This window comes from Bradyrhizobium sp. CIR48 (genome assembly GCF_014198315.1).
Taxonomy (GTDB): Bacteria; Pseudomonadota; Alphaproteobacteria; order Rhizobiales; family Xanthobacteraceae; genus Bradyrhizobium.
This window is the reverse complement of sequence record NZ_JACIHG010000001.1, coordinates 172005-198478: the sequence shown is the minus strand read 5'-3', so window position 1 is coordinate 198478 and position 26474 is coordinate 172005. Positions and strand designations below refer to the sequence as shown.

Below are 26474 nucleotides of genomic sequence, written 5' to 3'. Positions count from 1 at the left end.
CCACGCGCGGGGTCGACGATGTCTTCTGTTTCCACCTCCACTGCCCCGCAAGACGAGACCAAGCGGATCGTGTTCGACGATCCCCTTGGCGCGGCCGGCAACATGCAGGAGGCCGAAGTAACGCGCGTGCGCACCTTGCGCGGCGCCTGGCGCTGGACGCTGGTCGCAGCGACCGCGGCAACGATCCTGCTCTGCATCAACCAGCAGTTCTCGCTGCGCTTCTTCATCGGCTACACGCAGCTCAACACGGAGTATTTCTATCTCCTGATCGCGTTGATGCTGCCCTTCACCTTCCTGATCTTTCCCGGCACGGAGCGCGCCCCGCTCGACCGGATTCCCTGGTACGACCTCGTCTTGTTCGTCGCGACTTTCGCCGCAGCGCTGCTGCTGATGTCGAACGTGCGCAAGGCGGCGGAGGCCGGCTGGGAGTTCGGCGGCGCGCCGAACAACGTGATCGCGGCGGGCCTCGTGATGTGGGCGATGCTGATGGAGGCACTGCGCCGCACCGGCGGCTGGAGCCTGCTGTTGAGCGTGCTTCCCTTCACCGTCTATCCGCTGTTCGCCGAATCCAGCTGGCTCGGCCCGTTCCGCGGCACGCAATCGACGCTGGAGCAGGCGACCGCCTATCACGTGCTGTCGGGCGAGAGCCTGCTCGGTATTCCGATCCAGGCCTTCGCCGACACCGTGATCGGCTTCCTCGTGTTCGGCACCGCGCTGATGATGACCGGCGCCGGAAAATTCTTCATCAACCTTGCCTTCGCGCTGTGCGGCACCTTCCGCGGCGGCGCCGCCAAGGTCTGCATCTTCGCCAGCGGCTTGCTCGGCATGATGTCGGGCTCGATCATCTCCAACGTGCTGACCGCCGGCACCATGACCATCCCCGTGATGAAGAAGAGCGGCTTCCGCGCCTCCTATGCCGGCGCGATCGAAGCCTGCGCCTCGACAGGTGCGGTGCTGGCGCCGCCGGTGATGGGCGCGACCGCGTTCGTGATCGCGCAGTTCCTCAATGTCAGCTACGCCGACGTCGCCCTCGCCGCGATCATTCCGGCTGTGCTCTACTACATCGGCCTGTTCATGCAGGTCGACGCCTATGCTGCCCGCCACAAGCTGAAAGGCATCCCGCGCGCCGAGCTGCCGCGCATCATGGATACGATCAAGGACGGCTGGTATTACGTCTTCGTGATCGCGCTCTTGATCGTGATGCTGCTCTACTTCAAGCGCGAGAGCCACGCGCCGTTCTACGCCACCGCGCTGCTGCTGGTGCTCAACCAGTTCTTCTCCAAGGACACGCGCTGGACCTTTGCGACGATCGGCAAATTCCTGGAGGTCAACGGCCGCACCTTCGTCGAGCTGGTCGGCATCCTCGCCGGCTGCGGTCTCCTGATCGGCGCGTTCTCGATGACCGGCGTGGTGTCGAGCCTTGCCAACGACCTCCTGCATATTGCCGGCGACAATCCCTTCCTGCTGCTCGGCATGTGCGCCCTCACCAGCCTGATCCTCGGCCTCGGGCTGACGACGACGGCCTGCTACATCTTCCTCGCCATCCTAGTCGCGCCCGCGCTGGAGAAGCTCGGGCTGAACAAGATGGCCGTGCATATGTTCATCTTCTATTGGGGCATGCTGTCGTCGATCACCCCGCCGGTCGCGATCGCGTCCTTCGCGGCCGCAGGCATTGCCGGCTCGCCGGCGATGAAGACGGGCTGGGAGTCGATGTGGGTCGGCAGCATCATCTATTTCATCCCGTTCTTCTTCGTGCTCAATCCGGCGCTGGTGCTGCAAGGGCCGAGCCCGTATCTCGCCGGTCTCGGCCTGATGGGACTTGCGGCGTTCGGCACGCTCTTCATCTGCGGCGGCATCCAGGGCTATCAGCCCTTCGTCGGTGACCTCCGCCGCGCCGGCGCGCTGGAATGGCCGATCCGCGTGCTTCTGGTGATCGGCGGCTTCGTGGTGGCGACACCGGGCGGCGGGATCATGCCGCTGTCGCAGATGCAGGTGACGCTGCTGGGCCTTGCCATCCTTGTGCCCACGGCTTTGCTCGCCCTGCTGCTGGTCCGGCGGCAGACCGTGGTTCCGAACGGGTTGCGCGTGCCCTGATTGCGTTGCACAAGAGAGGCGATGACTCCGCTCTCGCCTCTCGCCGCCGCCTGGACCCGCTCGAAGCCGCCCTTGCTGCGGTTTCTGGACAATTGCCTCAACGAATTCTCCGCCGAAACCTCGGGCAGCGTCGCCGACTACATTCCCGAACTGAGCAAGGCTGATCCTGCCTATTTTGGCATCAGCCTCGCGACACTGGATGGCCACGTCTACGAGGTCGGCGACTCCAGGGTGCCCTTCACCATCCAGTCGATGTCAAAACCGTTCGTGTTCGCGCTGGCGCTGGACCTTCTGGGCGCAGGCCGGGTCGAGAGCGCGATCGGCGTCGAACCGTCGGGCGATCCCTTCAACTCGATCCGGCTCAATTCCGAGAACCACCCGTTCAACCCGATGGTCAATGCCGGCGCGATCGCCTGCACCGGGCTGATTTACGACAGCAAGGGCGCAGATGCCTTCGAGCAAATTCGGCTCGCGCTGAGCCGCTTCGCGGGCCGCGATCTCGCCGTGGACGAGGCTGTCTACGGCTCGGAGAGCCAGACCGGCGACCGCAACCGCGCGATCGGTTATCTGCTCAAGACCAACGCCGTGATCTCGGACAATGTCGCAGCCGTGCTCGACGTCTATTTCCGGCAATGCGCCGTGCTGGTCACCGCGCGCGACATCGCGGTGATGGCGGCGACCCTCGCCAATCGCGGCGTCAATCCGGTCACGGGCGAGCAGGTGCTGACGCCTTACGCCATCTCCCGCACGCTGTCGGTGATGACCTCGTCGGGCATGTACGACTATGCCGGCGAATGGATCTACCGGATCGGCATTCCCGCCAAGAGCGGCGTCGGCGGCGGCATCCTCGCCGCGCTCCCCGCCCGCCTCGGGCTCGGCAGCTATTCGCCGAAGCTCGACAAGCACGGCAACAGCGTGCGCGGCATCAAGGTTTGCGAGGCGCTGTCCTCGCACTACGATCTGCACATGCTCAACCGCAGCGACGATGCCCGCAACGCCGTCATCGCCGACTACGATATCGGCAAGAGCCCGTCACGCCGCGTGCGCCGGCCGCAGGAGCGCGAGATTCTCGCCGCGCATGAGCAGGAGGTGCGGATCATCGAGCTGGTCGGCACGCTGTCGCTGTCCGCGGTCGACTACGTCTCCCGGCGGCTCGCGGGGCGGCCCCGCCCCCAATTCGTGATCTTCGATCTGCACCGCGTCACCTCCACCACGCGCGCCGGCGCGCGGCTGGTCGCCGAAGCGTTCGAGGAGCTCGCAGCACTGAATGTCACGGTGGTGCTGTCGGGCGTCAAGCGCGCATCCAGGGAGTGGGACACGTTGCGGGAATGGACGGCCGAGCTGAAGAACGTCCGCGACTTCTACCTGCTCGACACCGCGATCGAATGGGCCGAAGATCAGATCGTCTACCGCTACGGCGGCTCGATCGACTTCCACGAGACCACCGAGCTTGCCGAGCAGCCGCTGCTCGAGGGCCTCGGCGAGAACGAGCTGGCGGATCTCGCCTCGATCTGCACCATCCGCACCTATCAGTCCGGCGCGAAGATTCTCACCACGGGCGATCGCGCCGATTCCCTGTTCTTCCTGCGCAGCGGCGCCGTGCACGTCACGCTGCCTGACGGCGTGCGGCTCGCGACGCTGACCGCGGGCATGGCGTTCGGCGAGATGGCGCTGCTGGAGTCCACGCGCTCGGCCGACGTCTTCGCCGACATGGCGGCGACCGCCTATGAGGCTCCACTGCAGGATTTCGAACGCTTCCGCCAGCAGCACCCGCACGCCAGCGAGCGCATCATGCGCAACCTCGCCCAGCTCCTCGCCGATCGCCTGATCGTGGCGAACGCGAAGGTGGATATTTTGACGTCGACGTGAGCGAGCCTACCGGCTCGCCGCCTCGCTCAGCCGCCGCTTGATCTTTGCCGCGCTCCTTTCGAGCAGCTCGGACGGTTTCTGGCCGGTCGTCGCGCAGAGGCAGGCCCAATAATAGATGACGTCGCCGAGCTCATCGACGAGGCCAGCCTTGTCGAGCCAGTCATCGCGCAACAGCTTCTTGATGTGCTCGGCCACCTCGCCGGCCTCGCCCGCGAGGCCGAGACCGAGATAGGAGAGCCGCTCGTTGGACGGATGTTCATCGACTTTCGCAACGCTCGCGGCCCAGGCCGCATATTCATCGATCGTCATTGGCATCCCTCGCCGCGGTGCTTCGATCAGCCCACCACTTCGGTGACGGGCTGGAGATCGATCTCGAACGTCTCCAGGAATTTCGAGGTCATGATGTAGAAGCCGACCGAGAGCTGGAGCTCGACCAGCGCGGCCGGCGTCAGCTTCGCTGCGATCGCCTTGAAGGTCGCATCCGTCGGCTTCCTGAGCTTCACGATCTCGTCGGTGAAGGCGAGCGCGGCGCGCTGCACCTCGTTGAAGCACGGCGCCGCCTGCCAGTTTTCCAGCGCCTCGTTCTGCGCGTCGGTGACGCCGACATTCTTGCCGATCCGCTTGTGCGCGACGATCTCGTACGGCGCCTCGCACAAGATTCCGGTGCGGGTGATCGCAAGCTCGCGCACGACCGGATCGAGCTCGCCCTTGTGACGGATGGCGCCCCCCAAGCGGCAGTACTGCTCGAAATAGCTCGGCGAGTGCGCCATCATGCGGAAGATGTTGGCGTTGCGGTTCTTGTCGAGAATTTCGCGGGTGCGGTCGGATGCCTTGGACGGGTCGCTGTAGCTGATGCGGGCCATGATTTTCCTGAAGTTTTCCCTGATTTTTTGATGCTTTTTGTCGTCGTCCGCGCAAGTTCCCAAAGACTCTATTCGCGCGAGGACGCAGGAGCAACATTATCGAGTCAAATTGCCGCCGCATTGCTGATCGACCCTGACACAGTCGATATTCGCCGCGTGGGGACAAATCGCGGTGAGTACTCGCAAATGGGGTGTTCCGAGTAAAACAATTGGCCATCGGGTGCGCTAGCCGCACAATGATGAGTCACGCCCAAGTCTAGGGAGAAAAAGGCATGAAGGAAGCCACCAAGGGGGCGGCCTCGGGAGCGCTCGCGCATATGCTGGCGGTGACGGCGATGCTCGTCATCGCCAGCATCTTGTTCTACGGGCGTTAGTTGGAGTTCTAGAGTTTTCGTCATTCCGGGGTGGCCCCTCGCACAGGCCAGGCCCAGAATACCCGTTCCAGGCTCGGTCCATGACCGCCCCCGAATGACGAATCCCGTTACGTTTCCTTCGTGAAGAACGGCACGAGCTTCCCGGCGAACGGCTTGAAGCTCGCGACGACCGAATCGCCGATCGCGAGTCCGTTGTCGCCATGCGCCATCATGCGAAAGCCCTCGGCGCAATCGACCAGCAAGATGTTGTAGGGCACGTGCGCGCTCGTCTCGGGCGTCGCGGCGCGGCAGACCAGCGAGGTGGCATAGACCCTGCCCTTGCCGCTGGCGCGCTGTTCGCGCGGATCCGATTCGCCACAAGCCGCGCAGAAGGCGCGGTGGAAGTACTGCACATGCCCGCATGAGTTGCAGGTCTGGTAGGTGATGGCCGCTTCGCCCTTGGTCCAGTCTGCCAGACGCCCACTCATCGCACTCGCTCCAGGAACATGCTCACATGCGACGACAGCACGCCGCCGTCGCCATGCAGCAGCGCAATCGAGGCGTCGCGCACCTGGCGGCTCGCCGCCCGCCCCGTCATCTGCAAATGCGCCTCGACCAGATGCGCCATGGCGCCGCCAACGCCGCAATGACCGTAGCTGAGCAGGCCGCCATGCGTGTTCAGCGGCATCGCGCCGTCGCGGCTGAAATGGCCTGATCGCACGCGGGCTGCGGCCTCACCGCGGCCGACAAGGCCGAGGTCTTCCAGCAGCATCGCGAGCGTGATGGTAAAACTGTCGTAGATCGCGGCGTAGCGCACGTCGGAGATCGCAAGGCCCGTGGCCTTCTTGGCGCGGGCGATGGAGATCTCGGCGCCGAGTTCACTGAGCGCGGGCGCGGCCGTGACATGCTGATGGGTATGCGCCTGCGCGCAGCCGCGGATGCGCACGCCCGCCTCCCCGGTCCGCTCGCGGCTGATGACGAAGGCGGCGCCGCCGTCGGACACCGGGCAGCAGTCGAGCAGCTTGAGCGGCATCGCCACCGGCTTCGAGGCCATGACGTCGGCAACCGTGATGGGCTCGTGGAATTGCGCGCCGGGATGGGTGCAGGCGTGGCTGCGCATCAGCACGGCGAATTCGGCGAGATCCTCTTCGGTGACGCCGTATTCGTGCATGTACCTGTTGGCGACGAGGCCGTAATAGGCGGGAATGGTCGGCCCCAGCGGCACCTCGTAATCGGGATGGCCGACCTGCGCCAGCGCCTGGATCGAGGCATCGCGGCTCTGCCCGGTGAGGCGGTTCTCGCCGGCGACGACGAGCACATTGCGCGCGACGCCCGAGGTGACGAGGTGATGCGCCAGCATCGTCATCGCCAGCCCCGTGGCGCCGCCGACCTGCACGGCGTGGGCGTAAGACGGGCGAATGCCAAAGTGCTCGGCGAACACGGTCGCCAGCATGATGTGCGGCGAGACGGTGGAATAGCCGCAGAGGATGCCGTCGATGTCCGCACGCTTCAGCCCGGCATCGTCGAGCGCGGCTTGCGCGGCCTGGCTCATCAGGTCGAGCGAGGACGAGCCTTCATGCTTGCCGAAGGGCGTGAGGCCGACGCCGGTGATGAAGCTCATGGTGCCTCTCCCCACTCCGGCGCCGAGCGCGTGACGCCGTCTCGCACCATGGCGGCGATGTCGTCGGCGGCGTATCCGATCTCGCGAAGAATCTCCGCGCCGTGCTCGTTGAGACGCGGGGCCAGCCGCACCGGCTCGGCCTCCGTCTCCGACCAGGTCGCCGTCACCTTCATACTGCGGATCGGCCCCTCGGTCGGATGGGTCACGACGGGGAAGAAATTCGTAGCCGCCAGATGCTCGTCGTGCAGGATCGAGGCGAGGTCGTGCATCGGCATCACGGGAACATCGGCCTTGGTCAGCAGATCGATCCATTCGGCGGTCGTGCGCGTCTCGAAGATGCGCGCGAGCTCGGCATAGACCACATCGATATTGGCGGCGCGCCCCGCGAAAGTCGCGAATTTGGGATCGGCGCGCAGATCGTCGCGCGCGGTCGCCTTGAAGAAATTGTCCCACTGCTTGTCGTTGTAGACGATGACGCTGAGATAGCCGTCCGAGGTCTTGTAGGGCCTGCGATCGCGCGAGAGGTGGCGGGCATAGCCGCCCTTGTCGAGCGGCGGCTCATAGGTGAGCCCGCCCATGTGATCGCCCATGACGAAGCCGGCCATGGTCTCGAACATCGGGATATCGACCCGCTGGCCGCGTCCGGTGCGGTCGCGATGCACGAGACTGGCGCAGATCGCGCCGACGGCGGTAAGGCCGACGATGCGGTCGACCAGCGCGTTCGGCACATAGCGCGGCACACCGTCGCCGGTCTGCGCCATCAGCGCCGGCAGCGCGGTGGCGCCCTGGATCAGATCGTCATAGGCGGGCTTTGCGGCATACGGGCCATCCTGGCCAAAGCCGAACACGCCGGCATAGACCAGGCGCGGATTGATTTTCGAGACGACGTCGTAGCCGAGCTGCAGCCGCGCCATCGCCTGCGGGCGGACGTTGTAGACGAGAACGTCGGCGTCCTTCAGCAGCCGCAACACGGCCTCGCGGCCCGCCGGCTTTTTCAGATCCAGGCAGATCGAGCGCTTGCTGCGGTTGGTGTTGAGGAACACCGGCCCCATGCCGGCATGGCGCATCGGGCCGATCAGGCGGGTGACGTCACCATCGAGCGATTCCACCTTGATGACGTCGGCGCCGTAATCACCGAGCATCTGGGTCGCATAAGGCCCCATCAGCACGGTGGTCATGTCGATGACCTTGATGCCCTTCAGCGGCCCCATCATTCGCTCCCGATTGCGCGGGGGCCAGGCGCGGCCCCGCGATTTCGGTCCAGCTAAAGGCAGCAAAGCCGCGCGCACAAGGGCGGCCGGCGTATGGCCGCATGCGCCGTGCGGTGATATCGACGGCTATTTCTTCTGGCGGGATTCGCGGATCTTGAGGAGCCGGTCGAGCTCTTCGTTCTGCTGGTTGATCCGATCGGCGATGCGCGACTCGTTCTGCTCGCCTGAGGCGGCCGCGGCCTGTTCGATAAGCTGCCTTATATTGTCCTCGAGGATCGCAATCCGACCGTTGAGTGCGTCCATCGACAGCGAGTCTTCGTAGTCAGTGCTCATGATGCTCTTCCGCCAATCAATCAGGAGCCATAGGGTGGGCCAGGCGAAGCGGGCCCACCATGATCTAACGCAAGGAAGATGGTGGGCACGGCGCCTTCGCGCCTTTGCCCACCCTACGAGAGCCTACTTCAGCGGCTCCAGCACCGAGACGTAGTTGGCGACAGCGGCGCCGCCCATGTTGAAGATGCCGCCGAGCTTGGCGTTCTTGAGCTGCATGCCCTCGGGCGCCTGGCCTGCGAGCTGCATCGCGGTCATCACGTGCATGGAGACGCCGGTGGCGCCGATCGGATGGCCCTTGGCCTTGAGGCCGCCGGACGGATTGACCGGCAGCTTGCCGTCCTTCAGCGTCCAGCCTTCCTTGATGGCGCGGGCGCCCTGCCCCCGCGGCGTCAGGCCCATCGCTTCGTATTCGATCAGCTCGGCCACGGTGAAGCAGTCATGGGTCTCGACGAAGGAGAGATCGGACAGCGTGACCCCCGCCTTCTCCAGCGCACGCTGCCAGGCGACGGTGCAGCCCTCGAACTGGAGGATGTCGCGCTTGCTCATGGGCAGGAAATCCTGGGCGTGCGCGGTGGCGCGGAAGCCGATCGACTTGGCCATGCCCTTGGCGGTCTCGGCGTCGGCCAGCACCAGCGCGGCGGCGCCGTCGGAGACCAACGAGCAATCGGTGCGCTTCAGGGGGCCGGCGACGTAGGGGTTCTTCTCGCTCTCGGCGCGGCAGAAGTCGAAACCGAAATCCTTGCGCATCTGGGCGAAGGGATTAGCGACGCCGTTCTTGTGGTTCTTGGCCGCGATCAGCGCCAGAGCGTCGGACTGGTCGCCGTATTTCTGGAAATAGGAGCTGGCGATCTTGCCGAACACACCGGCAAAGCCGCCGACGGTGTCGCCGTCCTCGGGCAGGTAGGACGCCTTCAGCAGGTTCTTGCCGATCTCGGCGCCCGGGGTGCGGGTCATCTGCTCGACGCCGACGACCAGGACGATCTTGGCGGCGCCTGCGGCAATCGCGCGCAGGCCCTGGTGCACGGCGGCAGAACCGGTGGCGCAGGCGTTCTCGACACGGGTCGCCGGCTTGAAGCGCAGCTTCGGGTCGGCCTGGAGCACCAGCGAGGCGGTAAAATCCTGCGCCGAGAAGCCGGCGTTGAAATGGCCGAGCACGATCTCGTCGACATCGCCGGCCGAAATGCCGGCATCGGCCATCGCCTCATTGGCGACGCGGGTGACGAGGCTTTCGACGGTTTCGGTGTCGAACTTGCCGAACGGCGTATGCGCCCATCCGACGATGCTGGCGGTCATGGTCATGTCTCCCTGGGGTCTCTCTTCCTGAGCTAAGTCTTAGCGCAGGGATGGCAAGACTTCACGCAGGTTTCAGGGCCTTGAGGGTGCGCTGGCAGATGGCAGTTATGCCGGCCCAGTTCCCGGCCCTGATCTCGGCCGTCGGGCACAGCCAGGAACCGCCGACCGCGACCACGTTGGGCTCGGCGAGCCAGCTCGCCGCGTTGGCCTCACCGATGCCGCCGGTCGGGCAGAACCGCACGTTCGGGAACGGTCCGCCGAGCGAACGCAGGCCCTTGATGCCGCCGGCCTGCTCGGCCGGGAAGAATTTTGCGACGTCGAGGCCGTGCGACAGCGCCAGCATCAGCTCGGACGCCGTGGCGATGCCCGGCGCGAACGGCAGGGAGCTGTGGGCGGCGGCCTTCAGGAGATCGGGGGTCAGGCCGGGGCTGATGCCGAAGGCGACGCCGAGCTTCTCGACACGGGTGAAGTCGGCCGGATTGAGGATCGTGCCGATGCCGACGACCGCCTCCGGGACTTCGGCCATCATCGCCCTCGCCGCCTCGATCGCAACCGGGGTGCGCATGGTCACCTCCAGCGTGCGGACGCCGCCGGCAACCAGCGCGCGCGCCAGCGGCACGGCATCCTGGATGCGCTCGATGGTGAGCACGGGAATGACGGTCGCTGCCTTGAACAGCGCGGCGAGATGGTTCTGTTGGGCGGTCGTGGTCATAGGTCTCGATCTTTACTTGGTCGCTTCTACTTGGTCGCCTGGCGGGAGGTCGCCGGCCGGTGTCGTTTCTTCGGCGGCATGGCATAGCCCGGAATAATGGCACCGGAATAGCAGATCACGAGGCTGGCGAGGCGATGCCCGGCCTGGGCGGCCTCGACCGGATCGGAACCGGCGAGCCGGGCCGCGATATAGGCCGCGGCAAAGCTGTCTCCGGCCGCCGTGGTGTCGACGACGGGCTTGGTCATCGGTTCGGCACGGACCTCGCTCGTTCCGCCGGGGAAGCGCAGCAGGCTCACGGGCTCGGCGAGCCGGAACACCAGCTCGGGCGTCGGGATACGTGCCATCAGCTGATCGTTGCTCTCGTCGGGATAGAGCGCGAGCAGATCCTCGGTGGAGGTCAGCACGATGTCGGCGGCGGTGAAAGCAGCCGCAAATACCTCGCGCGCGACGTCGCGGTCCGGCCACCCCCGCGCGCGAAAATTGGTGTCGAACACGAAGCGAGTGCCGAGCAGGCGTGCGCGCTTGATTGCCGCGAACAGCCGCTCGCGGCCGGGCGCATCGTAGATCGAGAGCGTGATCGCGGAGAGATAGACGATGTCGTAGCTCATCAGCGAGTTGAGCAGCTCGTCGGTCTCTGGCAGGTTCATCAGCTGGCGCGCCGCCGCGCTGTCGCGCCAGTGAAAAAACTGACGCTCGCCCTTCGCATCCAGCTGGATCATGTAGAGGCCGGGCAGCTTGCCGGCCAGCCGCATGACACGCCTCGTGCCGACATTCTCCGCGTTCCAGGCCGCGATCATCTCGTCGCTGAGGCCGTCATCGCCGAGCGCGGTGAAATAATCGACCTTGACCTCGAGCCGCGCCAAATAGACGGCGGTGTTGAGGGTGTCACCGCCGAAGCCGCGCGAATACAGCCCGCCGCCCTGCCCTTGCCCGGCAGACGCGCCGCCTTGCGCCTGCCTGAGCTCGACCATGCATTCGCCGATGCAAGCAACGCTCGCCATCACCAGGGCCCGCTCAGTCGGAGATCATGCGACGAAGTTGCCGCCGAGCTCGTCTTCGATGTGAATGCGGATGATGTCGTCGAAGGTCTTCTCGGCAGTGGTGAAGCCGAGCTCGAGCGACCGCTTCGCATTGAAATTGCGCGGCCAACCGCCGACGATGCCGACGATGAAGGGATCGGGCTCGCGCTTGATGCGCGCGGCGACCTTCTCGCCCGCAACCCGCTTCAGGGCGGCGATCTGCTCGCCGACCGTTGCCGAAAGTCCCGGCATGGTCAGATTGCGTCGCGGGCCCACCGCGGCAAGATCCATGGTGCCGGCATGGAGCAGGAAGCCGACGGCCGAGCGCGGCGTGGCGTGCCAGTGGCGGACGTCCTCGGACACCGGGAGGATCACGTCCTTGCCGGCCAGCGGCTCGCGCAGGATGCTGGAGAAGAAGCCTGATGCCGCCTTGTTGGGCAGGCCGGGCCGGATGCAGATGGTCGGCAGCCGGATGCCGATGCCGTCGAGGAAGCCGCGGCGCGAATAGTCGGCCAGCAGCAATTCGCCGATCGCCTTCTGAGCGCCGTAGCTGAGCAGCGGGGTGTGGAAGAACTCGTCGCCAATCGCATCCGGGAACGGCGCGCCGAACACCGCGATCGAGGACGTGAACACCACGCGCGGCTTGTAGCCGCCACCGACCAACCGAATGGCATCGAGCAGCATTCGCGTGCCATCGAGATTGATGCGGTAACCCTTGTCGAAATCGAGCTCGGCCTCGCCCGAGACGATCGCGGCGAGATGGAAGATCACGTCCGGGCGGCCGGCGATCAGCTTTTCGGCAGCGCCCGGCACCGCGAAATCGCCCGACACCGTCTCGACGGGAAAACCGGCCTTCTCCGGCTTCTTCGGCTCGACCACGTCATGCATGGTGAGCTTGGTGATGTCGCTCTTGCCCAGCCGGCCGTCACGCAACAGCCGTTCACACAATTTGCGGCCGACCATGCCGGCGGCGCCCAGAACCAGAACGTGCAAGAGCTTAACTCCTTGGTTATTGGCCGGAGCGCGCAGCCTCCGGCGCGCTCCGTGGCAGACCCCGCGATTATTCCTTCACGGCGCCGGTCATCGCGGACACATAATGCTCCACGAAGAAGGCGTAAAGGATGACGAGCGGCAGCGAGCCGGCCAAGGCTCCGGCCATCAGCGAACCCCAGCGGTAGATGTCACCGTCCACGAACTCGTTGACGATCGCGACCGGCACCGTCTTGTTGCTGGTCGACTGCAGGAAGGTCAACGCGTAGATGAACTCGTTCCAGCACAGCGTGAAGCAGAAGATGAAGGCCGAGATCAGGCCGGGGATTGCGAGCGGCAGAACGATCTTGACCAGGATCTGCCAGCGGCTCGCCCCGTCGATCAGCGCGCATTCCTCGAGCTCGAACGGGATGGTCTTGAAATAGCCCATCAGCAGCCAGGTCGAGAACGGGATCAGGATGGTCGGATAGGTCAGGATCAACGCCAGCGGCGAGTCGAACAGCCCGTACTGGAACACGACGGTGGCGAGCGGGATGAACAGGATCGACGGCGGCACCAGATAAGCGAGGAAGATCAGCCCGCCGACGAGATTGGCGCCCTTGTAGCGCAAGCGCACGATGGCGTAGGCAGCCAACACCGACGCGATGATCGAAAGCACCGTCGCGCAGACGGCCACGTACATCGTGTTCCAGAGCCAGTACGGGTAGTAGCTCTCGAACAGCAGCTTGTGGAAATGCTTGAAGGTCGGATTCCAGGTCCAGAACGGGTTGTACCTGTCGAGATCGAGCAACTGCTCGTCCGGCTTCACCGAGGTCAGCGCCATCCAGTAGAACGGGAACAGCAGAACGATGACGATGATCGCGAGCGGCAGGTACAGCGTCACCATCCGGCGCGGCACCGACTGCAGATAGCTCATGCCCTCGCTGTGATCGTCCTTCGCCACCGTGGGAGAGGATCCCGATAGCACGGCCTTGAGATCAACGGACCTGGTGGGCAGATCAGTCATTGTTCTCTCCCTGCTGCCATTTCCTGCGCTGGAGGCCGAACCACGAGACCATGATTGCGGCGAGCAGGAACGGGATCATGGCGCTCGAGATCGCGGCGCCCTCGCCCAGCTGCCCGGCGATGATCGCGCGCTGGTAGGACAGCGTCGCCATCAGATGGGTGGCGTTGACCGGTCCGCCGCGCGTCATCGCCCAGATCAGCTGGAAGTCGGTGAAGGTGAACAGCACCGAGAAGGTCATCACGACGGCGATGATCGGCGTCAGCAGCGGATAGGTGATGAAGCGGAAATTCTGCCAGCGCGTGGCGCCGTCGAGCGTTGCGGCTTCATAGAGCGAGGGCGACACCGTCTGCAAGCCGGCCAGCAGCGTGATCGCGACGAACGGCACGCCGCGCCAGATATTGGCGAATATCACGCAAATGCGTGCCCAGGTCGTGTCGCCGAGGAAGTTGATGTTCTGGTCGATCAGGCCGAGATGCCTCAGCGACCAGGAGATGATGGAGAATTGCGAATCGAAGATCCACCAGAACGCCAGCGCCGAGAGCACCGTCGGCACGATGAAGGGGATCAGGACCATCGCGCGCAACATCGCCTTGAACGGCATGTTCTCGTTCAGCAGCAGCGCGAGATAAAGTCCGATCGCGAATTTGAGAGCGCTGGCGATGAAGGTGTAGAGCAGCGTGTTGAACACCGACAGCCAGAAGATGGAATCATCCCACAACCACTCATAGTTCTCGGTGGCGACGAAGTGCCCGACCCTGCCGATGCGGGTGTCGGTGAAGGACAACCAGATGCCTAGGCCCAGCGGATAAGCCAGGAAAAAGATCAGGAAGGCCATGGCCGGCACCATGAACCAGAAGCCGAGCCAGTTGCGATTGTGTTTGAGCTGGGTCCAGGCGCTGTCCTCGCTCATCTGAGGCTTGGCCCGGGGAATTGCGACATCAGCCATGCCCGATATCCCTGATCGAAATGTTGACGAGCGGGCGGCCGAATGGCCGCCCGCCCCGTGACGCTCAGCGGTAGATGCGCTTCAGCTGGCGCTCGGCTTCCGCCATCGCGCCCTTCGCATCCTTGGTGCCGGTGCAGTAGTTGGCGAACATGTCGACGACGATGAAGTCGGCGATGGCCGTCGCCGCCTTTTCGCCGACCGAACCGATACCGGCCGCCGGGAGAGTGCGCTTGGAGGCCTGCGAGAACACGGCATTCTTGGGATCCGCCGTCCAGATCGGCGCCGACTCATAAGCGTTCAAGGTCTGCGTGAGATAGCCCTGCGCGCCGTCCAGCCACTTCTCGTAGTTCTCCTTCTCCAGCATGAAGGCGACGAAGGCCTTCGCCGCATTCGGATATTTGGTGAAGTTGAAGGCGAGGATCGGCAGCGCAAGCTGCAGCTCGGTCGGCTTGCCGACCGGTCCGACCGGCCAGAGCGCGTGATAGGTGTCCTCGGCGAGCTCCTTCTTGCTCGCATCGGTCTTGGCGGCGACGTAGATCGAGATGCCGTTCGCCGTGCAATAGAGCTCGCCGGCGAGGAACGCCTTGTTGTTGGAGGAATCGTTCCAGGACGCGGTGCCCGGGATGAAGGCATCGTACAGCGACTTGCAATATTCAAGCGCCTTTGCCGTCTCCGGCGAATTGATGATGATCTTGTCGTTCTGGTCGACCGTGTAGGCGCCGTGGCCCCACAGCACCCAGTGCAGCCACGAATTGCCGTCGCCCGAGGCGTGCCCGAGAGCGAAGCCGGCCGGCGTGTTGTTCGCCTTCAGCGCCTTGCACATCTCGAGGAAGCTGGGGAAGTCCTTCGGGAATTCCTTGAACCCCGCCTTGTCGAGCGCCGACTTGCGGTACGTCATGTAACCGCCGTTGGTGGCGACGGGAATGCCGAGCCAGTCATTGCCTTGCTTGCAGGTCTTGGCGGCCGCATCGGTCCAGCCGCCGTATTTCTTGCCGAGATAATCGGCGACGTCGTTCATCTTCAGCACTTTGGTGGGGAACAGCTGCGGCAGCGTGTGCAGGCCCCAGGCGAGATCGAGCCCGGAGCCGGTATTGGCCGCAACCGAAGCCTTCGGCTGCACATCCTCGAAGGATTCGCTGAACACGTTCATCTCGGTGCCGGTGGCCGCCTTGAACGCCGCGACCATTGCGTTGAACGCATCGTCCTCAGCCGGCACGAAGCGCTTCCACCGCATCACGGTCAGCTTGGCGCCAGGCTCCGCCTTCCAGGGCGCGCTCTGCGCCCAGGCCTTGGCGAAATCGAACAGTGCCGGCCCGGTCAGCATGCCGGTCGCAGCCAGTGCCGTTCCGCCTTGAAGCAGAGTCCGGCGGGTAAAGTCTTGCATGTCGTCCTCCCTGTGATGCTTTTTATTGTCTTGACTTAAACTTACGCTACGCGTTCAGGCGCTTGCCCGTCGCCTCGTCGAACAGATGCACCAGTGACGGGTCCGGCTTCAGCCGGACCTTGTCGCCCGGATTGAACTGGTGGCGTTCGCGGAAGACCGCGACGACCTGCTCGCCGCCGATCTTGGCGAACACCTGCGTCTCCGAGCCGGTCGGCTCGACCACGATGATCTCGGCTTCGGCGCCGTCGTCGGCAATGGTGAAATGTTCGGGCCGCACGCCGTAGACAGCGGGACGGCCGTCGGAGGCCGCGGGCGCGGTCTTGAGCGGCAGCTTGACGCCGTTCGGCCCCTCGAAGGTCGCAACGCCGTTGACGCGCACATGTCCCTTCAGGAAGTTCATCGCGGGCGAGCCGATGAAGCCGGCGACGAACTGGTTGTCGGGCTTGTCATAGAGCTCGAGCGGCGTGCCCATCTGCTCGACGATGCCGTCATGCATGACGACGATCTTGTCGGCCATGGTCATGGCTTCGATCTGGTCGTGGGTGACGTAGACGGTCGTCGTCTTCAGCCGCTGGTGCAGCTCCTTGATCTCGGTGCGCATGGCGACGCGCAGCTTGGCGTCGAGGTTGGACAAGGGCTCGTCGAACAGGAAGACCTGCGGGTCGCGCACGATGGCGCGGCCCATCGCGACGCGCTGCCGCTGGCCGCCGGAGAGCTGGCGCGGATAGCGATCGAGCAGCGGCGACAGCGCGAGGATCTCGGCGGCGCGCTTGACGCGCTTGTTGATCTCGTCGGCGCCCGCATTCCGCAGCTTCAGCGAGAAGCCCATGTTGTCGGCGACCGTCATGTGCGGATAGAGCGCGTAGTTCTGGAACACCATCGCAATGTCCCGCTCCTTGGGCTGGACATTGTTGACGACGCGGTCGCCGATCGAGATCGTGCCGGAGGTGATGTTCTCGAGACCGGCGAGCATGCGCAGAAGCGTCGACTTGCCGCAGCCGGAGGGGCCGACCAGAACGACGAACTGGCCGTCCTCAATCGGTACAGTCACGCCGTGCAGGACTTCAAAATTGCCGAACGATTTCCGCACGTCGCGGATTTGCACAGACGACATCTAGCTCCCTCCTCGAAAGTCCACGGCGCCTCTAGCGCCGCGACCGTCTTGTTTTTTCAGACTTCACCGAACTCGGCCCGATCTTAGCGGGCAACATTGTCGGCAGTTTGTGCGGTTTTGGCAATTTGTCTTTGGTTAGTCGTTGCTGGTAGCGCTGTCAACGTTCCTTTGTTTGCGGGACTGACTGTGTTAAGAGCAGCAAATGGGTCGAAAACGCACCAAGTCAGGCAAGATCCGGCTGGCGGAAGTCGCCGAGCTTGCCGGCGTCAGCCCGATTACGGCGTCCCGCTTCTTCCGTAATCCGGAGGCCCTCTCGGTTGCCAAGCGGACACGGGTCGAGAGCGCCGCCAAGGAGCTCGGCTATGTGCCGAACCTTGCGGCCCGCGCGCTGGCCTCGCAACGCACCGAGGTGATCGGTGTCTTGATCCCCTCCCTCACCAACAACGTGTTCTCGGACGTGCTGCGCGGCATCTACGACGCGTCCGAAGGCAGCCGTTACTCGATCCAGCTGTCCAACACGCGCTACAGCATCCTCCAGGAAGAGAAGCTGCTGCGACTGTTTCTGGCGCAGAAGCCGGCCGGGCTGATCGTCACCGGCATCGACCAGACCACGGAATCGCGCGCCATGCTGGAGGCCGCCGATTGCCCGATCGTGCAGATCATGGAGATCGGCCCCGACCCGGTCGACATGATGATCGGCTTTTCGCACTATGATGCAGCCCGCGCAGCGGTTGCGCACCTGTTCGAGCAGGGCCGCCGCAAGATCGGCTTCGTCGGTGCGCGCATGGACCCGCGGGTGCAGCGGCGGCTGGACGGATATGTCTCGGCGATGAAGGATGCCGCACTGTTCGAGCAGCGCCTCGTCGTCACCACGGCGACACCGACCTCGGTGACGCTGGGCGGCGCGCTGTTCACCGATCTCCTGGCGCGCGAGCCGAATCTCGATGCGGTGTTCTGTGCCAATGACGACCTTGCGCTCGGCGTGCTGTTCGAATGCCGGCGCCGGGAGATCGCTGTCCCCGAGCAGATCGCGATCGTCGGCTTCAACGACCTCGAATTCATGGCCTCCGCCGTCCCCACCCTTACCAGCGTGCGCACCAACCGCTACGAGATGGGCAAAACGGCCGCCACCATGCTGATCGAGGCGATCGACGGACGGCGCCCGGAGCAGCCGGTGCTCGATCTCGGCTTCCGGGTGATCGAGCGGCAAAGCTCGTCGCCGCGCCATTCAGACAGCCGGCCGACTGTCTCGGGCGTGGGCACGGCGAACAAAATGGTAGCGTTACCAAGTAGCCATGACTAGTATCGCATTTGTGAGGAAACGACCCGCCAGCGGGCCAGCGATCCGTCATTCGCGCCGTTGGGCATCGCACAAGCCGACACCCTAGGACGGACGCCAGTGCGTTTGCATTGCAGGAGAAACCAATGACAAAAAAACCGACCAATGGGCATGCGCCCGCCGGCAACGGCTCCCGACGCCACCTTCGCTCCCAGGAATGGTTCAACAACCCGCATAATCCGGGCATGACGGCGCTCTACATGGAGCGCTACCTCAATTACGGCCTCACCCGTGCCGAGCTGCAATCCGGCAAGCCGATCATCGGCATCGCCCAGACCGGCAACGACCTCTCTCCCTGCAACCGCCACCATATCGAGCTGGCCCACCGCGTCCGCGAGGGCATCCGCGAGGCCGGCGGCATCGCGATGGAATTCCCGACCCATCCGATCCAGGAGACCGGCAAGCGCCCGACCGCCGCGCTCGACCGCAACCTCGCCTATCTCGGCCTGGTCGAGATCCTCTACGGCTATCCGCTCGACGGCGTCGTGCTCACCACCGGCTGCGACAAGACCACGCCGGCCTGCATGATGGCGGCTGCGACCGTCAACCTGCCCGCGATCGTGCTGTCGGGCGGCCCGATGCTCAACGGCTGGCATGCCGGCGAACGCACCGGCTCGGGCACCATCGTCTGGAAGTCGCGCGAGCGGCTCGCCGCGGGCGAGATCGACTATGAAGAGTTCATGGAGATCGTGGCCTCGTCGGCACCCTCGGTCGGCCATTGCAACACCATGGGCACCGCCTCGACCATGAACGGTCTTGCCGAAGCGCTCGGCTTCTCGCTGCCGGGGTGCGCGGCGATCCCCGCCCCCTACCGCGAGCGCGGCCAGATCGCCTACGAAACCGGCAAGCGCGCCGTCGAGATGGTCTGGGAAGACCTCAAGCCCTCGGACATCCTGACCCGCAAGGCGTTCGAGAACTGCATCGTGATCAATTCGGCGATCGGCGGCTCGACCAACGCGCCGATCCACATCAACGCGCTGGCCCGCCACATCGGCGTCGAGCTCACCATCGAGGACTGGCAGAAGGTCGGCCACGACGTGCCGCTCCTGGTCAACATGCAGCCGGCCGGCTTCTATCTCGGCGAGGAATTCCACCGTGCCGGCGGCGTACCTGCGGTGGTGCGCGAGTTGATGAAGCACAAGCGCATCCATGAGGACGCCGTCACCGTCAACGGCCGCGGCATCGGCGAGAACTGCAAGGACGCGCCGGTCCCCGACAACGACGTGATCTGGGCTTACGACAAGCCGCTGGTGAAGGACGCCGGCTTCCTGGTGCTGAAGGGCAATCTGTTCGATTCCGCGATCATGAAGACCTCAGTGATCTCCAAGGAATTCCGCGATCGCTATCTCAGCAATCCGAAAGACCCCAACGCATTCGAGGGCCGCGCCATCGTGTTCGAGGGTCCGGAGGACTATCACGAGCGGATCGACGACGCCTCGCTCGATATCGACGAGCACTGCGTGTTGTTCATCCGCGGCACCGGGCCGATCGGCTATCCTGGTGGAGCCGAGGTCGTGAACATGCAGCCCCCGGCAGCGCTGATCAAACGCGGTATCCTGTCCCTGCCCTGCATAGGCGACGGCCGCCAGTCCGGCACCTCGGGCTCGCCCTCGATCCTGAACGCCTCGCCGGAAGCTGCCGCCAATGGCGGGCTTGCGGTCCTCAAGACCGGCGACAAGGTCCGCGTCGACCTCAACAAGGGCAGCGCCAACATCCTGATCTCGGACGAGGAGCTGAAGAAGCGTCACGCCGAGCTCAAGGCCAATGGCGGCTTCAAGCATCCGCAGAACCAGACGCCGTGGCAGGAGATCTATCGCAACACTGTCGGCCAGCAATCGACCGGCGCCTGCATGGAACTCGCCACACGCTACCAGAACGTCGCCGGCACGTTTGGTGTGGCGCGGGATAATCACTGAACTGGGCACCCGTAGCCCGGATGGAGCGTAGCGAAATCCGGGTTCACCATCCGCGAACGCAGGATCCCGGATTACGCTGGCGCTCCATCCGGGCTACGGCGTCACGGCAATGAAGAAATCGAGGAGAACAAGAAAATGGCAGACCGCCTCAAGGGCAAACGCGCCGTCGTCACGGCTGCGGCCGCCGGCATCGGGCGCGCATGCGCCCTCGCATTCGCGCGTGAAGGCGCAACCGTCATCGCCACCGACATCAATGAAGCCGGCATCGCCGGCCTGACCAAGGAAGGCATCGCCGAGGTCGCAAAGCTCGACGTCCGCAACACCGCCGACGTCAACGCCTTCGCCAAGCGTATCGGCAAAATCGACATCCTGCTCAACGCGGCCGGCTTCGTGCATCACGGCACCATCCTGGAATGCTCGGAAGAGGATTTCGATTTCTCGTTCGACCTCAACGTCAAATCGATGCACCGGACCATCAGGGCCTTCCTGCCCGACATGATCGCGGGCGGCGGCGGCAGCATCGTCAACATCTCCTCCTGCGCGGCCTTGAGGCCGCCGGCGAACCGCTACGTCTACAGCTCGTCGAAGGCGGCAGTGTCGCTGCTATCGCGTGCGGTCGCGCTCGATTTCATCACCAAGGGCATCCGCTGCAACTCGATCTGCCCCGGCACCGTCGAGACGCCCTCGATGCTCGACCGCGCCGCCGCGCAGGGACCGCAAGGCAAGGAGATGTTCATCTCCCGCCAGAAGATGGGCCGGCTCGGCACCGCCGACGAGATCGCATCCATGGCGGTCTATCTCGGCAGCGACGAGAGCGCCTTCACCACCGGCGTCGACCTCGTCGTCGACGGCGGCTACATGCTCTGATCCCAGAGGCACCCGGCATGAACAAGATCGACCTCAACGGCCGCGTCGCCATCGTCACCGGCGGCGCGCAGGGCTTTGGCCGCGCCATCACCGAGCGCCTCACCGCCTCCGGCGCCAAGGTCGCGATCTGGGATTTTGACTCCGCGCTGGCCGAGAAGACGGCGAAAGAGATCGGCGGCAAGACCAAGGTCTTCAAGGTCGATGTCACCGACACCGCGGCCGTCGAGCAGGCGCGCGATGCGACGCTCGCCGCGTTCGGCAAGATCGACATCCTCGTCAACAATGCCGGCATCGCCGGCGTCAACAAGCCGGTCTGGGAAACCGACCTCGAGGAATGGCGCAAGGTGCTGCGCATCAACCTCGACGGTCCCTTCATCGTCTGCAAGGCCATCGTGCCCGCGATGCTCAAGCAGAAATACGGGCGCATCGTGAACATCGCCTCGATCGCCGGCAAGGAAGGCAACCCGAACGCCTCGCACTATTCGGCGTCCAAGGCCGGCCTGATCGCGCTGACAAAGTCGCTCGGCAAGGAGCTCGCCGCGCATGACATCCTCGTCAACGCGGTGACGCCGGCCGCGGCCAAGACCGCGATCTTCGACCAGATGACGCAGCAGCATATCGACTTCATGCTGTCGAAGATCCCGAAGGGGCGCTTCGTGCTGGTCGAAGAGCTCGCCGCGATGGTGGCCTGGCTCGCGTCCGAGGACTGCGCCTTCTCGACCGGCGCGGTGTTCGACATCTCGGGCGGACGCGCAACCTATTGAGGGCAGCATGATCCGGGAAGGCGGATGCCTGTGCGGCGCGGTCCGGTTCAAGGCGGAGGGCGAGCCGCTCAACGTTCGCGTCTGCCATTGCCGCAACTGTCAGAAGGCGATGGGCTCGCCCTTCTTCGCCCGCGCGCAGTTCGACCAGCGCGCGCTGAGCGTCGAAGGCGAGACCGAGCGCTATGCATCGTCCGAGGCGATCGACCGCGTGTTCTGCAAACGCTGCGGCACCCGCCTGTTCGCCTGGCGGCGCAACGGCACGCTCGCGGGCGTCGCCCTCTCCGTGTTCGATGATCGCAATGCCTTCGCGCCGACCGAGCACATCTGGGTCTCGGAGAAGCCGATCTGGCTGAAGCTCGACGACGGCCTGGTGCAATATCCGGGAACGATCCCGGCGTGATGTCAGGCTTGGCCTGACGCAGACGCGCTTGCCGCCGGCGCCCGCCGGCCCGTTGTCGTCGCGATCCAGATCCCGCCAAACACCGCGACGATGCCGGCCGCCAGATTCCAGCGCAACGGCTCGTTCAGCAGCCAAGCGCCGACCAGCGACGCCGTGATCGGGTTGACCGTCACCGAGATCGCGACACGCGTCGGCGTCGTCCGCTCCAGCGCGAAAGCCCAGAGATAGAAGGTCAGCGCCGCGCCGAATGCACCGAGATAGAGAGCCGCCAGCCATTGCGGCGCGCCGAAGCCCGCGACCGGCGCAAAGCTACCGCGGATCCAAGAGAGCAGGATGAGGCAGGCAGCGCCCGCCGCCATGCTCATGGTGGTGAAGGCGATCGGGCTGGAGCGCCGGATCAGTGGCTTCGACCAGATACCATACAGTGCCATGCACAGTGCGGCCGCCATCATCAGGAGATCACCGCGCCAGGCGCCCGGCGGTGCCGAGGTCAGGTCGGAGAGAAGCGCTACAGCAACACCCAATGTCGCAATCACCACGCCGATCGATTTGCGCCAGGTCAGCGCTTCGGCACCGAGCGCGGCGCCGATCACGAGGGATAACAGCGGCAGCGTGGATAAGGCGAGCGCCCCGCGCGCGGCAGTCGTGAAGATCAACGATGCATTGAACAGGATCGGAAACAAAACGAAGAACAGCATGCCGAGCCCGATTGCGGCGGCCCAGTCCCCTCGCAGTGGCCAGCGATCTGCGCGCAGCAGCGTCAGTGGTAACAGCAGGAGAAAGCCGATGCCGAAGCGGAACGAACCGATCGCCAGCGGGTCGAGGTTGCTCACGAGATAGCGCGTGGCGCCGATCGAGGTGCCGCCAAGACCGCTCGACAGCATGGCGGCCAGAACGCCGGAGATTTCGCCCACGCTTCCTCCCGTCGATACTTCGAAGGCAGCATACGAGGCACGCCGAAACAGGGAATGGAATTTCCGTGATGCTGGGATAAGTTTTCGTCATGAGCGCACCCGATCTCGATCCCGAGCTGCTGAAGGCGTTTCTCGCGGTCGACGAGCATCGTTCGTTCACGCGCGCGGCCGATGTGCTCAATCGCACGCAATCGGCGGTGAGCGTCCAGATCAGGCGGCTGGAGGAGCGGCTTGGCACCAAGCTGTTTCAGCGCACCAGGGCTGGGGTCGTGCCGACCGCGACGGGCGAAGAGTTGCGCGCTTATGCGCGGCGCATTCTCGCACTCAACGCGGAGGCCGTCGGGGCGCTCCGCGCACGCAAGGCCGACGCCGTCGTCCGTCTCGGCGTGATGGACGATTACGGCACCATCGTCATTCCGCCCCTGCTGGCGAGCTTTGCCAGGCACCATCCACTGGTCAGGGTCGAGATCGAGACGGGATTGACCGCGACGATGCCGGCGCGGCTCGGCGAGGCCTACGACCTCGTCATCGCCATGCATCCACAAGGATGCGGCGATGGCGAGTTATTGAGGCGCGAACAGGCGGTCTGGGCCGCCGCCCCATCCTATCGGACAGCGGCGCAGTGTCCCCTTCCCATGGCGCTCTACCCGCCGGGCTGTCTGTTTCGCCAGTGGGCTGCGGAAGCGCTCGACGCCGCGGACCTGCCCTGGCGTCTCGCCTATGTCAGCCGGACGCTCGCTGCGGTCGAGACGATCGCGGCTCAAGGTCTCGCAGTGACGGTGGTAAAGGCCGGGACCTTGCCGCCGAGCCTTCGTGCGCTGTCCGATCGTGACGGCATGCCGCCGTTGCCGGCGGCGGAGATCCGCCTCCACCGCGCGAACGACCTGTCGACCGCAGGCGCCCTCCTTGCAGATCATTTGCAACGGGCAATTTCGGAATTGGGCGCCATATAACGCTAGATCGTGAAGGATTGTGGCCCTATACGGCCTGCTTTGCGAAGCGCGCAGGCAAACCAGGACGGACGAGCCGTGAACATTTCCTTTTATGACCTTTCCGTCTGGGTGCTGCCGCTGGTGCTTGCCATCACCTTCCACGAGGCCGCGCACGCCTTCGTCGCCGACCGGCTTGGCGACAACACAGCCGCACAGCTCGGCCGCGTCAGCTTCAACCCCATCAGGCATATTGACCCGTTCGGCACCCTGATCCTGCCGGCGATGCTGCTGTTCGCGCACTCGCCGTTCCTGTTCGGCTATGCCAAGCCGGTGCCGGTCAACTTCCGCAAGCTGAACAACCCCAAACTGGACATGGTCTGGGTGGCATTGGCGGGGCCTGTCACCAACATACTGCTGGCGCTTGCAGTGGCCCTCGCCTTCCACGCCCTGCCCCTTGTCCCCGCAAGCTCGGCGAAATGGGTCGCCGACAACCTCAAGAATGCGCTCATCATCAACGCCATCCTCGCGGTCTTCAACATGATGCCGATCCCGCCGCTCGATGGCGGGCGCGTCGCGGTCGGGCTGTTGCCGCGCCCGCTCGCCATGCCGCTGGCCCGGCTCGAGCCGTTCGGGATGCTGATCCTGATCGGCCTGTTGATCCTGCTGCCCCTTGCAGGTTCCCAGTTCGGTCTAAATCTTGATGTTATTTCAGTAATACTGCGAACGTTGACCGGTTATGTGATTCAGGCTGTTCTCTTCCTGACCGGCAATGCGTAGTTGAACAACCGCACCCGAACTTTAAGCCGAAGGGCCAGAGGCCGACTTGGTCAAAGCTGCCGATATGCTGATCGCGCGACGCGCGGACACCCGCGCCCGCGCCGATTTTGCCACCTGGAAGATGATGGCCAAGCTCAATGGGGCGTCCGCGCTCCCACCGGAGGCCCAGGAGTTTCTGGCGAGCTACCAGAACCTGCTGGCGCAGATGAGCGAGGGCGAGGCCACCGAGGCGACCATCGGTGCGATCTACAATGCCTATTATGCCGAGATGGGCGGCGCGGGAACGGCACCCGACGTCCGCCCTCGCCCGCCTGAAGCAGCGGCGGACAATGTTACCGCTTTCCGCCGCCCGGCGCCGAAGCCAAAGACGACCAGCTTTTTCGGGGCTGGCGCGGCAGCTGGAACCCAGAAACGGCCGCTTCCGGTGGCGCTGATCTTCGCCTGCCTCGTCGTCGTCTATGTCGGGATCCGGCTCTACTGGCGCTGAGCCGTCTTCTTCTTTTTCGCGTCGGCCGGCGTGAAGATGATATCGACGGTCCGCTCGAACCGATCCTCGGTCAGCCCGGCAGGCGGCTGCGGGATCGGATCGGACTTGCGGACAATCGAGACCGCGGCCGCGTCGTAGGCTGAATCCCCGGATGACTCCACGACATCCACCGACAGCACGTTGCCCTTCCGGTTGATCGCGAAGCTCACCTTGACCTTCTGGTTATTGGGCTGCTTGCCTTCCGGATTGATCTTGTGCAGCGACAAATGCGCGCTGATCTTGCGGTTCCAGTCGGCGGTCAGCTTCAGGATGTCCTTGCCGATGCCGATGACGGGCGCCAGCGCCTTCTCGGCCTCGCGCGCGTCCTCCTCGAGCGTCTGCCGTGCCGTCGCAACCGATTTCGGCGAGGCCTCGGCGGCCGGCGTTTCGACCGCCTGAATCTTCGGATCGTCTTCCGTCGGCTTCTTCGCGTTGTTCTCGGTCACGACGCGATCGGGATCCTCGACCTGCTGCGACTGGTCCTTCGGAAGCTCCGTCTCCTTGGTCTCGGCCTTTTGCTCGGGAAGCGCCTGCTGCTCCTGCATCGCTTCGCTGTCGGGCCCGGGCGGCAGATCGGTTTCGGGCGCCTTGGGCGATGCCATCTCCACGGCGAATTCCGCACCGTTCGCACCGAGGCCATCGCCGTCGTCGTCAGCACGCAAATGAGCCAGCGCGAGCGCAGCACCGCCCAGATGGAGCACGAGCGCGGCCACCGCCGCCAGGATCCAGAGCTTCCGGGATGGTCTGTGTTCGTCCGACATAGCGGGCCTCTAAGGCTGAGCGGTGCCTGCCGCAGGCGCTCCCGGTGCGCCTTCCAGCGCCACCAGTTTCACCCGCGTATAGCCGCCTGAGCGCAGGAGCTCCATGACGCCCATCAACTCCCCGTACGGCACCGAACGATCGGCGCGCAGGAAGACGTACTTGTCCTTGCTCATGTCGGACAGTCCGTCGAGCGTCCCGATCAGCTCGGCCCGGTGAACGGGGTTCTCCCCGAGGGCAAGCGTCAGATCGGGCTTGATGCTGAGATAGGTCGGCTTGTCCGGCTTCTTCTGCGGCGTCGCGCTCGACGTCGGCAAATCGATCGGCAGGTCGACCGTGGAGAGCGGCGCTGCGACCATGAAGATGATCAGCAGCACCAGGATGACGTCGATGAACGGCGTGACGTTGATGTCATGCGTTTCCGAGAAATCGTCGTCGTCGCCGTCGTTGTCTGCGAGCGAAACGCCCATGG

27 protein-coding genes are annotated in these 26474 nt (G+C 64.8%); 10 read left to right on the top strand and 17 right to left on the bottom strand.

Going from position 1 to position 26474, the window contains the following annotated elements; all coding sequences use genetic code 11:
- Positions 1-18: 18 nt before the first annotated feature.
- Both GGD66_RS00965 and glsA read left to right on the top strand, forming a co-directional pair.
- Positions 19-2094, top strand: coding sequence for a TRAP transporter permease (locus GGD66_RS00965; protein ID WP_183256641.1), 2076 nt, complete (start codon positions 19-21; stop codon positions 2092-2094).
- Between the two features lie 21 nt (positions 2095-2115).
- On the top strand, positions 2116-3963 hold the full coding sequence (gene glsA / locus GGD66_RS00960; RefSeq protein WP_183256640.1) for a glutaminase A: 1848 nt from the start codon (positions 2116-2118) through the stop codon (positions 3961-3963).
- 6 nt (positions 3964-3969) lie between these two features.
- Here the strand turns inward: glsA and GGD66_RS00955 are convergent, their stop codons facing one another.
- The 14 genes from GGD66_RS00955 to GGD66_RS00890 all read right to left on the bottom strand — a co-directional run bounded on the left by GGD66_RS00955 (position 3970) and on the right by GGD66_RS00890 (position 16808).
- Positions 3970-4272 carry a nucleoside triphosphate pyrophosphohydrolase family protein gene (locus tag GGD66_RS00955; RefSeq protein WP_028145149.1) on the bottom strand — a complete coding sequence of 101 codons (303 nt, stop codon included), beginning with the start codon at positions 4270-4272 and terminating at the stop codon, positions 3970-3972.
- Positions 4273-4298: 26 nt separating this feature from the next.
- A complete protein-coding gene (locus GGD66_RS00950) occupies positions 4299-4826 on the bottom strand; it encodes a carboxymuconolactone decarboxylase family protein (protein WP_183256639.1) in 528 nt (175 codons plus the stop codon).
- A gap of 481 nt (positions 4827-5307) precedes the next feature.
- Positions 5308-5667, bottom strand: coding sequence for a Zn-ribbon domain-containing OB-fold protein (locus tag GGD66_RS00945; protein ID WP_183256638.1), 360 nt, complete (start codon positions 5665-5667; stop codon positions 5308-5310).
- A complete protein-coding gene (locus GGD66_RS00940; RefSeq protein WP_183256637.1) occupies positions 5664-6800 on the bottom strand; it encodes a thiolase family protein in 1137 nt (378 codons plus the stop codon). Before GGD66_RS00940 ends, GGD66_RS00945 begins: the two co-directional genes overlap by 4 nt.
- Entirely contained in the window at positions 6797-8011 is a 1215-nt protein-coding gene (locus GGD66_RS00935; RefSeq protein WP_183256636.1) for a CaiB/BaiF CoA-transferase family protein, read from the bottom strand. The genes GGD66_RS00940 and GGD66_RS00935 overlap by 4 nt, the downstream gene beginning before the upstream one ends.
- Positions 8012-8137: 126 nt before the next feature.
- A complete protein-coding gene (locus GGD66_RS00930) occupies positions 8138-8344 on the bottom strand; it encodes a hypothetical protein (protein ID WP_018319840.1) in 207 nt (68 codons plus the stop codon).
- 123 nt (positions 8345-8467) lie between these two features.
- Positions 8468-9637 (bottom strand): acetyl-CoA acetyltransferase, encoded by a 1170-nt coding sequence (locus tag GGD66_RS00925; RefSeq protein WP_092253057.1) that lies wholly within the window; start codon positions 9635-9637, stop codon positions 8468-8470.
- Between the two features lie 61 nt (positions 9638-9698).
- A complete protein-coding gene (gene eda / locus GGD66_RS00920) occupies positions 9699-10349 on the bottom strand; it encodes a bifunctional 4-hydroxy-2-oxoglutarate aldolase/2-dehydro-3-deoxy-phosphogluconate aldolase (protein WP_092252610.1) in 651 nt (216 codons plus the stop codon).
- A 26-nt stretch (positions 10350-10375) separates the two neighbouring features.
- A complete protein-coding gene (locus tag GGD66_RS00915) occupies positions 10376-11350 on the bottom strand; it encodes a sugar kinase (RefSeq protein ID WP_183256635.1) in 975 nt (324 codons plus the stop codon).
- Between the two features lie 24 nt (positions 11351-11374).
- The gene (gene denD, locus GGD66_RS00910; protein ID WP_092252606.1) at positions 11375-12361 is read right to left on the bottom strand and encodes a D-erythronate dehydrogenase; all 987 of its coding nucleotides are present in this window, start codon (positions 12359-12361) and stop codon (positions 11375-11377) included.
- Positions 12362-12428: 67 nt separating this feature from the next.
- Entirely contained in the window at positions 12429-13364 is a 936-nt protein-coding gene (locus GGD66_RS00905) for a carbohydrate ABC transporter permease (RefSeq protein ID WP_018319835.1), read from the bottom strand.
- Positions 13357-14274, bottom strand: a complete 918-nt coding sequence (locus tag GGD66_RS00900; protein WP_177236940.1) for a carbohydrate ABC transporter permease — start codon at positions 14272-14274, stop codon at positions 13357-13359. Before GGD66_RS00900 ends, GGD66_RS00905 begins: the two co-directional genes overlap by 8 nt.
- Before the next feature lie 100 nt (positions 14275-14374).
- Complete coding sequence (locus tag GGD66_RS00895) at positions 14375-15694, bottom strand: ABC transporter substrate-binding protein (protein WP_018319833.1); 1320 nt, start codon at positions 15692-15694, stop codon at positions 14375-14377.
- A gap of 46 nt (positions 15695-15740) precedes the next feature.
- Positions 15741-16808: an ABC transporter ATP-binding protein gene (locus GGD66_RS00890; protein WP_091954325.1), complete on the bottom strand. Its 1068-nt coding sequence runs from the start codon at positions 16806-16808 to the stop codon at positions 15741-15743.
- Positions 16809-17010: 202 nt separating this feature from the next.
- Between GGD66_RS00890 and GGD66_RS00885 the strand changes: the two genes are divergently transcribed.
- From GGD66_RS00885 to GGD66_RS00865, 5 genes are all read left to right on the top strand, one after another.
- Positions 17011-18111, top strand: a complete 1101-nt coding sequence (locus tag GGD66_RS00885) for a LacI family DNA-binding transcriptional regulator (protein WP_092252602.1) — start codon at positions 17011-17013, stop codon at positions 18109-18111.
- 122 nt (positions 18112-18233) lie between these two features.
- Positions 18234-20063, top strand: a complete 1830-nt coding sequence (locus GGD66_RS00880; RefSeq protein WP_018319830.1) for an IlvD/Edd family dehydratase — start codon at positions 18234-18236, stop codon at positions 20061-20063.
- Between the two features lie 135 nt (positions 20064-20198).
- A complete protein-coding gene (locus tag GGD66_RS00875) occupies positions 20199-20930 on the top strand; it encodes an SDR family oxidoreductase (RefSeq protein WP_018319829.1) in 732 nt (243 codons plus the stop codon).
- Positions 20931-20947: 17 nt separating this feature from the next.
- Positions 20948-21694 (top strand): SDR family NAD(P)-dependent oxidoreductase, encoded by a 747-nt coding sequence (locus GGD66_RS00870; protein ID WP_183256634.1) that lies wholly within the window; start codon positions 20948-20950, stop codon positions 21692-21694.
- Positions 21695-21701: 7 nt separating this feature from the next.
- The gene (locus GGD66_RS00865) at positions 21702-22094 is read left to right on the top strand and encodes a GFA family protein (protein ID WP_092252598.1); all 393 of its coding nucleotides are present in this window, start codon (positions 21702-21704) and stop codon (positions 22092-22094) included.
- Positions 22095-22096: 2 nt separating this feature from the next.
- On the opposite strand, the gene GGD66_RS00860 is transcribed toward GGD66_RS00865, so the two are convergent.
- Positions 22097-23008 carry a DMT family transporter gene (locus tag GGD66_RS00860; RefSeq protein WP_183231873.1) on the bottom strand — a complete coding sequence of 304 codons (912 nt, stop codon included), beginning with the start codon at positions 23006-23008 and terminating at the stop codon, positions 22097-22099.
- Between the two features lie 89 nt (positions 23009-23097).
- Between GGD66_RS00860 and GGD66_RS00855 the strand changes: the two genes are divergently transcribed.
- The 3 genes from GGD66_RS00855 to GGD66_RS00845 all read left to right on the top strand — a co-directional run bounded on the left by GGD66_RS00855 (position 23098) and on the right by GGD66_RS00845 (position 25204).
- A complete protein-coding gene (locus GGD66_RS00855; RefSeq protein WP_092252594.1) occupies positions 23098-23961 on the top strand; it encodes a LysR family transcriptional regulator in 864 nt (287 codons plus the stop codon).
- Between the two features lie 75 nt (positions 23962-24036).
- Positions 24037-24717: a site-2 protease family protein gene (locus tag GGD66_RS00850; RefSeq protein ID WP_026202259.1), complete on the top strand. Its 681-nt coding sequence runs from the start codon at positions 24037-24039 to the stop codon at positions 24715-24717.
- 64 nt (positions 24718-24781) lie between these two features.
- Entirely contained in the window at positions 24782-25204 is a 423-nt protein-coding gene (locus GGD66_RS00845; protein ID WP_183257129.1) for a hypothetical protein, read from the top strand.
- Here GGD66_RS00845 and GGD66_RS00840 read toward each other — a convergent pair.
- Together GGD66_RS00840 and exbD are read right to left on the bottom strand one after the other, a co-directional pair.
- A complete protein-coding gene (locus GGD66_RS00840) occupies positions 25192-26004 on the bottom strand; it encodes an energy transducer TonB (protein WP_028145170.1) in 813 nt (270 codons plus the stop codon). The genes GGD66_RS00845 and GGD66_RS00840 overlap by 13 nt on opposite strands.
- 9 nt (positions 26005-26013) lie before the next feature.
- Positions 26014-26472, bottom strand: a complete 459-nt coding sequence (gene exbD / locus GGD66_RS00835) for a TonB system transport protein ExbD (RefSeq protein ID WP_092252590.1) — start codon at positions 26470-26472, stop codon at positions 26014-26016.
- Positions 26473-26474: the final 2 nt, after the last annotated feature.